Genomic DNA, 14,464 nt, shown 5'->3' on the forward strand with positions numbered 1-14,464 from the left:
TATAGATTTTAAGGAATGGTATATGCGCCAGCATGAAAAAGTGGATCAACAGGTGAAGAACGAGGAAACAATTGTTGACTATCTATATCGTATTGCCGATAGCTATGCTGATAAATCGGCTGTTTTTATGGGTGATAAGGCTATCACCTATCGAGAATTGAATGAGCGTTCAAATCAATTAGCCCGTTATCTACGGACACAAGGGATTGGCGAAGATAGTGTCGTTGCTATACTGTTTCCGCGAAGTATAGAAATGTTGATTGCGATTTTTGGTATAGTAAAAGCAGGCGGTGCTTATTTGCCTTTAGCGCCAGATGCACCTAGTAGCAGGATTAACAATATACTTGCTTCCAGTAATGCCCAATATGTTATTTACCATCAGCACGATAATAAAATCTGGTCTGTACCAATGTGTCATATAGATGATATGGCCATACTAAACATGGCGAGTAGTAATTTAGATTATCGTCCATTACCAAAACAGTTAGCCTATGTGATTTATACTTCAGGATCTACTGGGGCGCCGAAAGGTGTGGCTAACGAACATGGAGCATTACTTAATCGAATTGTGTGGATGCAAAAAGCCTATCCGATTAATGATCAAGATGTCCTGTTTCAAAAAACCGTTTATACCTTTGATGTATCTGTATGGGAAATGTTTTGGTGGGCGATGTATGGTGCTTGCGTGGTATTATTACCATCTGGATTAGAAAGTGATCCACGTACCATGCTAAGACTCATCCAACGCCATCAAATCTCAGTAATACATTTCGTACCGTCAATGTTGAATCTGTTTGTTGAATACCTTGAGATCAAAAATGATCCTGCACTTAGTGCCTCCTTAAAATGGGTGTTTGTCAGTGGTGAAAAACTCAGTGCTTATAGTGTAACCAATTTCTATCGCCAAGTCACCGATGGCACACTTGTTAACCTTTATGGACCAACCGAAGCAGCTATTGATGTCAGTTATCATACCTGTTTGCGTAACCAGAATTATCATGATGTGCCGATTGGACGTGCAATTGATCAATGTCGACTATATGTTTTGGATGAAGCTCTCAAGGTGGTTGCCGATGGTGAAGAAGGAGAACTGTATATTGCGGGGATAGGATTAGCCCGTGGTTACCTAAATAATCCAAAGTTAACCGAACGTAGCTTTTTTATACATCCAGCGCTTTGTCATAATGGTCAACCTGAACGAGTCTATAAAACGGGTGATCTTGTACGTTATGATCGCCAAAGCGGCGAGTTTTATTACATAGGCCGTAATGATTTTCAGATAAAAATAAGAGGACTCCGTGTTGAACTAGGAGAAATTGAAGCACATATTATGCGTCATCCTAATATCCAACAGGTTGCGGTGATTGCAGATCAGGAAAATGTTGACCATCAACTCATTTATGCATTTATTGTCAGTGTTGAAATGGTCGATCTTAATGATTTACGGCTTTCATTGTCTACTTCATTACCAAATTATATGTTGCCAAATCGCTTAATCGTACTTTCAGCCTTACCACTTTCCGCCAATGGTAAATGTGATCGAAAACAGCTTATTGCTATCGCTCGGCAACAATCAGCGTTATGTGTTGATCTGCGAGAATCAACCTACATGCAATACTGCCCATTGTCGCCAATACAAGAATCCATGTGGTTTATGCAACAACTGGTACCAGATGTTGCACTTTATAATAATCCAGCAGCGTTACAGCTTGAAGGTAAACTGAATTTAGTACGATTGAATGAAGCAATTAAAAGTTTAATGTTACGCCATTCGTTATTGAGAGCAACGGTTGAACTGCAAGATGGTAAACCGATACTAGCCATTCCCGCTAGCCTATCACAGCCTTTATACAAAACTAGCCGATTATCGGTCACGGCTAATTTAACCAATCAAATCAATCTTAAGGTATCGCAACCGATGCCATTGAGAGCAAAATCACCACTTTGCTGTTTTGAACTCATCATACTCAATGATATGCACCATGTGTTGGTAATTCATTTACATCATATTATCAGTGATGGTTGGTCAAAAGGTGTACTATTGCGTGAATTGCAGGCAGTTTATAACGGTGAAGCTCTTAGTGATGAACAACCCATGGAGTATATCGATTATATAAAAGAGCAAGAACAATGGCGACAAAGTCATCAGTATCAAGAGGATTTAGCATATTGGAGAGAAACATTAAACGGTAATTTACCAGTATTGGATATCGTCGGTGATAGACAGCGCCAATATGCCAATCGGCATCAAGGTGCGTTCGTGGCTTTCGAATTGCCAGTTGCGCTAAGCGAAGCGGTGATAGCAAGTGCTCGAGCTCAACGGGTTTCCTTGTATAACTATTTGTTAGCTGTCTTTATTGTATTTTTACAACGTAATGCTCGTCAACAAGATTATATTGTTGGTATGCCTGTAGCGGGGCGTTTAACTGAACAGAGCGAACATCTCATTGCACCATTAATCAATGTGTTGCCATTACGTTTAACGGTGGATGAAGAGATATCATTTTCAGCCTTGGTGCAAGTGGTCAGAAGACAACTTTTTTCCGCTTTTAAACATCAACGACTTGGTTTTGAGGAAATTGTGAGAACATTAAACATTGAGCGAAGTGCTGGACAATTCCCAGTATATCAATGTATGTTCCAGATAGACAATATGCCAATCGCTCGTCCTACCCTAAATGGCCTTACAGTGACTCCATTATTACTGAATACCGGCGCTTCACAAGTTGATATCTCGTTAAGCATGCAATATATCGATGGAAGAATGACAGGTACCTTTGAATATAATACCGAGCTCTATAGTGCTGAACGAATTAATAACTTCATTACCCAATTTTTTGACTTGTTGGAAGCTACTAGCCGACAACCATCTACCACGGTTAACGAATTAATCAAATTTAATCGACGTGAATATTCTTGGTTGCAACAGCTAAATGATACCAAAATGGCTCTGCCACCTGTCACCAATTTGCTGCAATTGTTGACACCGCATTACCAGCAAGCAGCTGACCAGATAGCGTTGCGGCATGGTAATGATGCTTTGAGCTATGCACAATTGCAACAGGCAATTGCACGTATGGAGCGGTGGTTAATAAGGCAAGGGGTTAAATCTGGTGATTATGTGGTAATAATGTTACCGCTGTCTTGCGACTTAATCATAATCCAATTAGCGGTTATAGCTATCGGTGCTGCTTACGTTCCTATTGATAATGATGCACCCCTAGAGCGTAACCAACTGATTTTTAGTCAGATTAATGCAAGGTTATTGATCACCACCACCGATTTGGCTGAACAACAATTATCTGCGGTACGGTCTATAGCATTGCCAAATTGGCAGGCATTACCGTCAGTTAATGATGCTGACTTAGCAACCTCATTAGTTGCGAACGTATTGAATCAAGATGCTGTTATTATTTTCACTTCAGGTACTACGGGTGTGCCGAAAGGCGTTAGGTTATCGCAATTAAATCTCGTTAATTTAATTTGCTCATTTATCCAAAGTTATCAAGTAAGCCGTCAAGATGTGTTATTACCAATTACTTCTATTGCCTCAGCTAGTTTTGTGGGAGAAATTCTACCAATTTTAGCTGCTGGTGGGAGCTTAGTGTTAGCTGAAAAAACACAGAGTTTAGATGCTAATGCCTTTGTGGCATTACTGAAGACCCAACACGTTACGATTGTAAGTACTACTCCTTCACTCTCTGCGAGTCTTTCATCATTAAGCCAAGATCTTGGTGCGTTGCGATTGTTTATCTGTGGTGGTGAAGCTATGAATTATGATCAGATAGCACCATTATTACCTCATATGCAGGTCGTAAACGGCTATGGTCTGACCGAGAGCGGTATTTGCTCAACGTATCACATCATTGAACCACGCACTGACCGGCAACAAGAACCGTTATCAATCGGACGACCAATACAAAATACCCAAGTCTATGTGGTTGATGTTAATCATAAATTGGTACCGCCCGGCGCGGTAGGTGAATTGTGTTTTTCTGGGCTAGGTTTGTCTCCAGGTTACTTGAACGAACAGCAAAATTCACACCGCTTTATTCAGTTACCAGAACTGCCAGATGTGCGTGTACTAAAAACTGGCGATAGGGCTCGTTGGGCGTTGGATGGTAATCTGTTCTATTTGGGACGTGAAGATCGACAAGTACAAATACGTGGGCATCGAGTAGAATTAGGCGAAATTGAAAGTCAACTTAAACTGCATCCCGATATTGCTGATGCTTGTGTTGATGTGCGTCGTAATGCTTTAGCAACCCCGATCTTAGTTGCTTTTTATGTCAGTAAAAATGGTGTGGTACTTGATAGTCAACAAATCCGTATTTGGCTCAGTATCCGGCTACCATTGCATATGCTACCACTGTTTTATATCCCTCTACCGACATTGCCGATTGGGATAAATGGCAAAGTCGATCCTCGACAATTACCTGAGGTAGATTTAGGTCAGCTTGAAGGGCAAGGGGAATACGTAGCACCAACTAACAAATTAGAACGTCAATTAGTGATGATTTGGCAACAATTACTTGGTGTTGAACAAGTTAGCTGTACGACCAATTTTTTTGATTTAGGAGGACACTCATTACTTCTGGTACAAATGCAACAAATGATCAGTGAAATATGTAGGCAACAAGTGTCATTAGTCGATTTAATGCGCTTTACTACTATTAAACGCTTAGCAAGTTATCTAAAGACGCCAAGCAATATACAAGAAGAATTAAAAGATTGCGCCTTACAACAGCAACGTGCAGACAATCAACGGTCAGCATTTGGTTCCACTCATTGGGGACGTAAATGCTAAATCACTGCACAGTAAATAAATGGAATAGGTAAATTTTATAAAAGTTAAGGAGAGCTATAATGGCAGAAAATAATTTTGGCGTTGCTATCGTGGGCATGGCAGGTCGCTTTCCACAAGCTAATACTATACAAGAATTTTGGGCTAATCTAATAGCTAATAAAGAGTGTATTTCTTTTTATACTGATGAAGAATTATTAGCAATGGGAATTAGCCCAGATTTCATTAGTCATCCTGACTATGTTAAAGCCAAAGGAGAGGTTGTGGATATTGATAAATTTGATGCTGCATTCTTCGGTATTGCTCCACGTGAAGCTGAATTAACTGATCCCCAACACCGAGTATTATTAGAAACAGCCTGGGCTGCCTTTGAAGATGCTGGTTATGTACCGAGTGATTATCCGGGAGATGTTGGTATATTTGCCGGTAAGAGTATGGATTCATATTTAATGTTAAATTTGTTACCACAATTTAAACGGGTATTCTCTTCCGGTAGTTTACAAGCAGCAATTGGTAACGATAAAGATAGTATTACCACCTCAATTGCATATCATCTCAATTTGCGTGGTCCGGCCATTACTATCCAATCTTCTTCTTCCACGTCATTAGTGGCGGTTTGCGTGGCATGTCAAAGTCTACTTACTTGGCAATGTGATATGGCAATAGCAGGTGGTGTCACCTTAGGCCCACCAATAAAAACCGGTTATTTATCACAAGAAGGTGGCATTACTTCGACTGATGGTCATTGTCGAGCGTTTGACGATAACAGTAGTGGATTTGTACCAGGTACCGGCGCCGGATTAGTGGTGTTAAAACGAGTCGATGATGCCATCCGTGACGGTGATCACATTTATGCTGTCATCAAAGGATTCGCCGTTAATAATGATGGTTCAGAAAAGATCAGCTATACCGCGCCCAGTGTCGATGCTCAAGCGAGGGTGATTGTACAGGCGCAGAAATTAGCCGGATTGCAACCCCAGGATATTAGCTACGTTGAAGCGCATGGTACTGGCACCAAATTAGGTGATCCGATAGAATTTTCAGCTTTAAACCAAGCCTTTGCTACTGCTAACGAAAAGCAATACTGTGCATTGGGATCGGTTAAAACCAATATAGGTCATCTAGATACTGCCGCTGGTGTAACAGGATTAATCAAGACAGCGTTGGCGGTTTATCATGGTAAAATTCCGGCGACACTGCATTTTAAACGCCCAAATGCACAAATTGATTTAGCCAATAGTCCATTTTATATCAATACACAATGTCAGGATTGGCAACCACAAAGTGGTATCCGTAGAGCTGGCGTCACTTCATTAGGTATGGGGGGAACCAATGCGCATGTAGTAGTTGAACAAGCGCCTGCTTACAATAAGCCGCGTGCTGATGCTCCATCATACTGTATTTTGCCATTCTCCGCCAAAACTAAGAGCTCATTACAAAACAGTTTGCAATGCTTTGCTGATTTCTTGCAATATGAACAGCTCGATAAACGTGATGTTGCTTGGACGTTAGCAACTGGTAGAACAATGTTTGAATACCGTGCCGCTATCGTTTGCGATGCGGTGACAAATGCAGCTAACTTACTGACTGATAAAAATAATCAATCAATCATCCAAGACATTGCTAAAGCACAACCTAATCTAGGTTGGTTATTCTCTGGTCAAGGCAGTCAATATCAACGTATGGGACAACAGTTATATCGCCAATGGCCAGCTTATACCGCCGCATTTGATCACTGTGCTGATATTTTGGCGCGTGATGCTGCGATTGATATTCGTGCTGAACTTTTTAGTGCGCCAATTTCCAATGAACAAGCTGAACGTTTATCACAAACATGGTTAACGCAACCGTTACTATTCAGCGTTGAGTATGCACTGGCTCAATTATGGATCAGTTGGGGTGTTGAACCAACATTAATGATTGGTCATTCACTTGGCGAATGGGTTGCCGCGACAGTTGCAGACGTGTTCTTGCTTGATGATGCGTTACGTTTGATTGCTAAACGAGCTAAATTAATGAGCAGTGCTGAAAGAGGTGCAATGTTAATGGTAGCTCTTGCTGAAAATGAGGCCAATGCCTATACTAATGATTGCGTAGCTCTTGCTGCGATTAACTCACCGAATTATTCAGTGCTATCAGGACCCAAAAAAGATATCGCTGCGATCAGTGAGCAGCTAACACATAAAAATGTCATCAATAAACTGTTGCACACTTCGCATGCATTTCATTCATATATGATGAAAGATGTGGCTCAGGCATTACGCCTTGAATTTGCTGATGTACATCTAAATCCACCAACTTATAGCTTTATATCAACTGCCACGGGTAACGCAGTAGAGGCTAACACTCTAACCACTGTGGATTATTGGATTAACCAAATGTTAATGCCAGTTCGGTTCTCGGCAGCGGTACAGGTAGCACATCAACGATATAATTGCGATTTCCTTGAAATTGGTCCGGGATCGACTTTAGTTCATTTGGTTAATAGTCATCAATTGGCGCATAGTGAGGCTAAAAGTTCCTTGCCAACGGCTAACAGCGAAATGGATGAAAATAAACACCTGTTAGAAACCGCCGCCAGTTTATGGGCAAGAGGACATAATCTAAATTGGGTATCACTTGTTGGTGATAGTCCGCGTCGTGTATCTTTGCCCACTTACCAATTTGATAAAACTCGTTATTGGGTATCAAGCCCAGAAGAACAAGGGATTCAAACACCAGTTAATGATGTTGTTAACAATACTGTTACATTTGCAAAAAGCAACTCCAACCGACAGCCACGACCTCATTTCTCTACCCCATATGAACCGGCTCAAACCGATACTCAGCGTGAATTGTTAGCTATCTGCGAATCTATACTCGGTATTGACGGTTTAGGTATCAATGATGATTTCTTTGAAGCAGGTGCTCACTCCTTGATGCTGGGAATCCTATTAGCGCAAATTCAAGAGGTTTTCTCAGTAACGGTCTCATTTGTAACATTGATGGAAGAAGCCAATGTTCGCGTGTTAGCTGAGCAGATCGAACACCAACTTACAGCAAAACCAGATGCGATTTTGGCATCGTTGCTAGAAGAGATTGTGAAAAACTAAAAGAGTTGTTAATGGTAACAATAACAGTAGGTTAACTGTGATAAAAAGGAAATAAACGTTAATGATAACGCAGCATATTGCAAACATGCGTAAATTACCCGAAGACAAAAAGCAAAAATTGTTACAACAATTGGCACATGCAGGTGTCTCGCCTCTGAGTATTCCGATTGTTAAAGTCAATGAGAAAGAGGCTCTTCCTCTAGCTTATAATCAAGAACAACTATGGTTTTTGCAACAATACGATAGCCATGTAACTAATTACAATATATATGTTGTTTATAAAATACAAGGCAATATTGACAGTCAGTTTTTAAATCAAGCGTTTGCCTTGATACAGGAGCGGCATGCTATCTTGCGTACGCGGTTTGTCTTACAGGATAAGCAACTTTGCCAAGTGATTGATGATGAAGTAAAGGTATCAATAGAGCGAATAACGCTTGATCATCAGAGTTCAGAGGCGCAACGAGATACCGTGATTCAAAGCGTAATCAATACGCAGTTTGATCTGGCAAAAGGCCCCTTATTAGTTATAAAACATCTTGTTCAATCAGGGCAAAGTGATTACATTGTGTTTTGTGTGCATCATATTATTATGGATGGGATTTCGTTAGGAATGCTCTTTAACGAATTGCAACAACAATATAATTATCTAAAAAATAATACATTACCGGCACCTGTTGAACCAGAATGGCAATATGCTGATTATGCGTGTTGGCAACGTGAGTGGTTTAAAGAACCATTGTTAGCCCAAGATCTTAATTATTGGCGAGAACGGTTACATGATGCACCAAGGCTATCCACCTTTCCAACGTTATATTCACGTCCAGCAGTGCCAAGTCAAGCAGGTGCAAAGATCTCCATTACCTTTGATGCATTGTTGAATGGTGCCATCAAACGCCTTGCCAGTGAACAAAAAACGACGCCATTTGTTTTATTACTTACAGCTTTCAAATTGTTGTTGTTACGCTATACCAATCAGCAACAGTTGATTATCGGAACTCCTGTTTCTGGACGTATTCGACCAGAATTGCTTAACAGCATTGGTTTTTATGCTAGTGTTGTCTTGATCTATAGCGATTTTAGTACTTTGATTACAGCGCATGATGCGCTTCGACAGGTAAAAAAGAATGTAAAAGAGACTTTTGGAAGGCAGAAATTGCCATTTGAAATGCTGCTCAATAGTCTGAATATTCCACGTCAACCATCCCATTCACCGTTATTTCAGATTTTATATATCTATCATTATCAAGTGAACGAGCGTAATTTCAGCTTAGCTGATGCTCAGTGGAAACAATTAAACTATCACAATAACTCGGTTAAATATGATATGACTGTGGAAGTCTTCGACAATGGAGATACTATTGATGTCACGCTTGAATATAATAGTGGTTTGTATAATGAAGCATATGTACAGAATATTGCCGAGGCATTTCGCCAATATTGTATTGCATTGACTGTCAATCTCCAAATACCAATCAATCAAATTAGTTCATTTAATCAGTCTAATGGGCAATATGCACTTCAGGCGTTCAATGCTACCGATGTTACTTGGCCAGCGCCACATGATTTATTGACGTTAATTCAACAAATTAGTTTACAACAGTCAGATCAGATAGTGATCCAAGGTGCTGATTACCAGATGAGTTGGCAAATGCTATGGCTTAAGGTACAGACGATTGCCACAAGATTAAAAGCACATGGTATCCAATTGGGTGATCGTGTAGGAGTACTAATACCAAGACACGGCGACTTAATTGCTACAATGTTAGCGATTTGGTATGTGGGCGCAGTGTATTTGCCGTTTGATATCAATCAACCATCGGCTCGTGTACGACGTCTTATGCAACGTGCTGGTTTAACCTGTTTAGTGGTCAGAGAGTACTGTGAATATCAAGACATTGTACCATTATTGTTATTGGAACTTGATCAATTATATACTATACCAGAGTTGCCTTCCGATAATCTTCGTATGCCGATTTTACTCGATGCACCAGCCTATATTCTATTCACATCGGGTAGTACGGGTGAACCGAAAGGGGTAACCATTAAGCACGGTAGTTTGCTTAACTTGCTATTAGATATGCAACAGACGTTTGCTGTGGATAAAGGTAGTCGCTTATTATCGGTCACGACCCCAGCCTTTGATATTTCTTTCTTGGAATATTTGTTACCGTTAATATCTGGCGCTAGTCTATATATAGCAGAAGCGGAAATCGCTGCTGACAGTTTCGCCATGATCAAATTGATTAATGAATATCAACCAACCCTTATGCAAGCCACGCCGTCATTTTGGCAGGCTTTACTCACTGCAGGATGGCAGGGTAATGATAATCTCTGTGTGTTAGCAGGGGGAGAAGCATTGCCAGTGCACACAGCTGAAGGGTTATTAAATCGCTGTCAAACACTGTGGAACCTATACGGACCGACCGAGACTACAATTTGGTCATTAAAAGCAAAGGTGATTGACTTTAATCACATCACCATTGGATCGCCGATTGCCAATACTCGAATTTATATCTTAGATGAGAAGGGTAACCCCGTACCGTCAGGCGTTGTTGGTGAGCTTTATATTGCAGGTGCAGGTGTAGCAATGGGCTATGATGGGCAGACAGAGTTAACCGATAAGCATTTTCTTGCCGAACCTAGTCACTTTGCTGGGGCGAAAATGTTTCGAACTGGTGATTTGGTGAGTTGCGATCCGCATGGAAATTTGCGCTTTATTGGTCGTAAAGATACCCAAATCAAACTACGCGGTTATCGTATCGAATTGGGTGAAATTGAGCGGGTAATCGCTCAGCATATACACGTCGAAAGTGCGGTGGTAGTGTGTATTGATAATGCACAAGTCGATAAACTGTTAGCAGTTGCAGTGATCACTATGCAAGATGTTGACTTTAATGCTCTAAAGCATGAACTTCAACAGCAATTACCAGATTATATGATCCCGACTTTGTGGCAAAAAGTTGAACACTATCCGCTGACAGCCAACGGCAAAATTGATCGGAAGCAGTTAGCTGATAGTTTCGTGCTTGATAGGGAAGCTAGTCAACCGCAAACTTTCGAGCTCAATGAGCAAGAACAAGCCTTAATGACACTGTGGATGCGTTTTTTACCGATTAAAAATCCTGATCCAAATAGTGATTTTTTTAGTCTAGGCGGCCATTCTCTACTGGCAGTAACATTGTTAGCAGAGATTAATCGTGAGTTTGCGTGTGCACTGACCTTAAAGGACATTTTCCACTATGCTAATGTGCGTGCACTCACAGCAAGGATTACTCAGCTACAAGCACAAAATATTCCAATGGTTGCGCAAACGCTTGTTATTACCAACAATCAAAATGCTCGTTATCAACCGTTTCCGTTGACCGATGTACAACGAGCTTATTGGATTGGTCGACAAACTGGCAATAGCGCAGTCGCTACTCATGTGTATCATGAATTTGCAGTTAACCAATTTGATCTTATACGTTTTAGCCAAGCTCTTAGTCAACTCATTGCTCGTCATGATATGTTACGGGCAATTGTGCTACCAGATGGCACTCAACAAATATTAGCGCAGGTGCCTGAATATCAGATTGCTTATCATGATTTACGTGGACTAACACCACATGATAGCCAAAATGCTCTGCAAACAATTCGGGCGGAATTGTCCCATAAAGTTCATGTTGTCGATCATTGGCCATTGTTTGACTTTAGTTATACACAATGTTCTGAACAAGATGGGCGATTGCACTTTAGCCTTGATCTTCTCATTGCTGATGCAGTGAGTATGCGTACCCTACAACGAGAGTTAATTACTCTTTATCAGCAACCGGCTACTCCATTACCAGTTTTGCCATTCTCCTTCCGTGATTATGTACAGGCATTACAGGTTGAGCAAGCTGGCACGACCTATCAGCGTGATAAAGCCTATTGGGAACAATCAATCAATCAGTTATATGGTCCACCAAGATTACCGATTAAGGGTGATCTCCTATTGTTACCTGATATTAAATTTGTAAGACGTAGTTGTCGCTTATCGGTGGAAAAATGGCGATCTTTAACGCAAATAGCTCAAGCTGCTCATGTGACTAAAACTGGCTTATTATTGACCGTATTTAGTCAAGTATTAGCGCGATGGTGTAGTCAACCAGCTTTTACGCTCAATTTGACTTTATTTAATCGTCCAATGGGCTACCTTGGTGCGGAAGCTGTAATTGGTGATTTTACAGCAGTGAGTCTACTTAATATTCATTATGATAGTCAACGTAGTTATGCCGAAAACGCACAAATTATTCAGGGCCAATTATGGGACGATTTGGATCATCGTCGTTATAGTGGTATTCGGGTTAACGAGGCACTTATTCGTAGTGGACGATTCCAGTCACCTATGCCGGTAGTATTTACTAGTGTTTTGGACAATGCCGATGGTGAATTATCAGCACAAGTAGTTGAAGGTTTTACCCTACTTGAAGACGCTAATATCACCCAAACGCCGCAGGTTTGGCTTGATCATCAGGTCCTAGAATCAGGTGGAGAACTGCATTTTAATTGGGATGTAGTGAATGCACTTTTTGATCCAACTATGATAGATGCTATGTTCACGACCTATTGTCAGACCCTCATTGAGCTTGCGGACCAGCCACAACGCTGGCAAATGCCAGAGAGCTCATTATCCTTACCGCGCCTAAGTGCGCCTGTCGAACAAAAACCAGTACCAACAAGGTTGATGCATTATGGATTATTGCATTATGCCGAGTTAACACCGGAAGCAATAGCACTGATAACTTCTAACCAACGCCTTACTTATCGCCAACTATCTGGCGCTGCCAATAACATCGCTAAACAGCTACAAGCTTTAGGGGTTAAACGTGGTGATCGGGTTGCGGTAATGATGAAAAAAGGTTGGGAACAAATTGTTGCGGTACATGCGATTTTGCGTTTGGGCGCAATTTACTTACCCATCGATCCTGTACAGCCAGTGCAACGACAGTCGTTGTTATTGGCTGAAGGTGAAGTTTGCGCTATGGTGACGCAACCTCAAATTGAGCTAGCAGATCCAATTCACTTACCGGTTGTTGTCGTGATGCCGGCAATGCTCAAAGAGGCAACAAAACCATTAAATGTAGTAGAAGCTGATATAACTGATATTGCTTATATCATCTTTACCTCAGGTTCTACCGGTGTACCAAAAGGAGTAATGATCGATCATCGTGCAGCCATGAACACGTTGGAGGATATCAATCAGCGTTTTAGCTTACAGGCAAGGGATAGGGTTTTTGGTTTATCGTCACTAAGCTTTGATCTATCTGTGTTTGATGCTTTTGCGCCATTTATGGTCGGTGCAGCATTAGTGTTACCAGATGCTGGTTTTGAAAAAGATCCACAGCACTGGCTAGATATGCTAAACCGTGCACAAGTTACCGTGTGGAACTCGGTACCTGCTTTAATGCAAATGCTATGTGAATATCAAAATGGATGTAGCGCAAGTTGTCCGCAATTACGCTTAGCATTGCTTAGTGGTGATTGGATTCCATTAACGTTACCAGGTCAGATGCGTTCCCGACTTAATCAAACGTTATCTATTATTAGTTTAGGTGGTGCTACCGAATGCGCTATTTGGTCTGTTTTCTACCCGATTATGGATCTTGATCCACACTGGACAAGTATTCCTTATGGTCGAGGTTTACGCAATCAGCCAATATATGTATTAAATGAACAGTTAGAAGAGTGCCCTGTAGGGGTTGAAGGTGAAATTTACATTGGAGGCATGGGATTGGCACAAGGTTACCTCAATGACCCAGATAAAACTGCCGCCAGTTTTGTCTGGCGTAAAGCCAGTGCTGAACGTATTTATCGTACAGGTGATTTAGGTCGTTATTTTGCCGATGGTCAAATTGAGTTTCTGGGACGTAAAGATACGCAAGTTAAAGTCAATGGGTTCCGTATTGAATTAGGAGAAATTCAATGTCATTTAGAACGTTTGTCATCGGTTAACCATGCAGCCGTGGTATTTCATCAAGGGCATATCTATGCTTTTATCACAACTACATTGACCACGGATATCGTTAATAACGACGAGATTATAGACGGGGCATTGGTGCAACTTCAACAGTCACTGCCAGTTTATATGATTCCACAAGGTCTCTACATTATTAACGCGCTGCCAATGACCTCTAATGGCAAAATTGATAGGGCAGCACTGATTCGGGAAGTTATTAATCATATGAGTACATCGGCATCAGAGTCTACAGTAACTACAGCGGCCACATCATCTTATGAGCAACAAGTTTCGTGTATTTGGTGTGAGTTATTACAAAAACCGCAAGTCGGACTAGAAGATAACTTTTTTGAAGCAGGAGGAGGATCAATTCAAATTGTACTAATGCATCGACGTATTGAAGAGAAGTTTAATGTCACTATCCCGATTGCAGAATTGTTTCGACTAACTACCGTGAAGAAGATTGCCGATTATCTACAAGCGAAGTTAGACAATGTTCCCGATGTTAGTCATGTGCAGCATCGTGATGCTTCTCAACTTCGAGCTCAACAACGGCTTCAGCGCCGCCATAAACGTCAACGTTAAGGA

Annotated in this window: 3 protein-coding genes; all 3 read left to right on the top strand. The window is 41.1% G+C overall.

Annotated elements, in window-relative coordinates:
• The first annotated feature begins 22 nt into the window (after window positions 1–22).
• Window positions 23–4,807, top strand: a complete 4,785-nt coding sequence (gene clbH, locus A9G22_RS09330) for a colibactin non-ribosomal peptide synthetase ClbH (RefSeq protein WP_075508756.1) — start codon at window positions 23–25, stop codon at window positions 4,805–4,807.
• Window positions 4,808–4,866: 59 nt separating this feature from the next.
• Window positions 4,867–7,896, top strand: coding sequence for a colibactin polyketide synthase ClbI (gene clbI / locus A9G22_RS09335; protein ID WP_075508757.1), 3,030 nt, complete (start codon window positions 4,867–4,869; stop codon window positions 7,894–7,896).
• Between the two features lie 61 nt (window positions 7,897–7,957).
• Window positions 7,958–14,461 (top strand): non-ribosomal peptide synthetase, encoded by a 6,504-nt coding sequence (locus A9G22_RS09340; RefSeq protein ID WP_075508758.1) that lies wholly within the window; start codon window positions 7,958–7,960, stop codon window positions 14,459–14,461.
• Window positions 14,462–14,464: the final 3 nt, after the last annotated feature.

This window comes from Gilliamella sp. App2-1, assembly GCF_001690255.1.
In the GTDB taxonomy this organism is placed as follows: domain Bacteria; phylum Pseudomonadota; class Gammaproteobacteria; order Enterobacterales; family Orbaceae; genus Gilliamella; species Gilliamella apicola_G.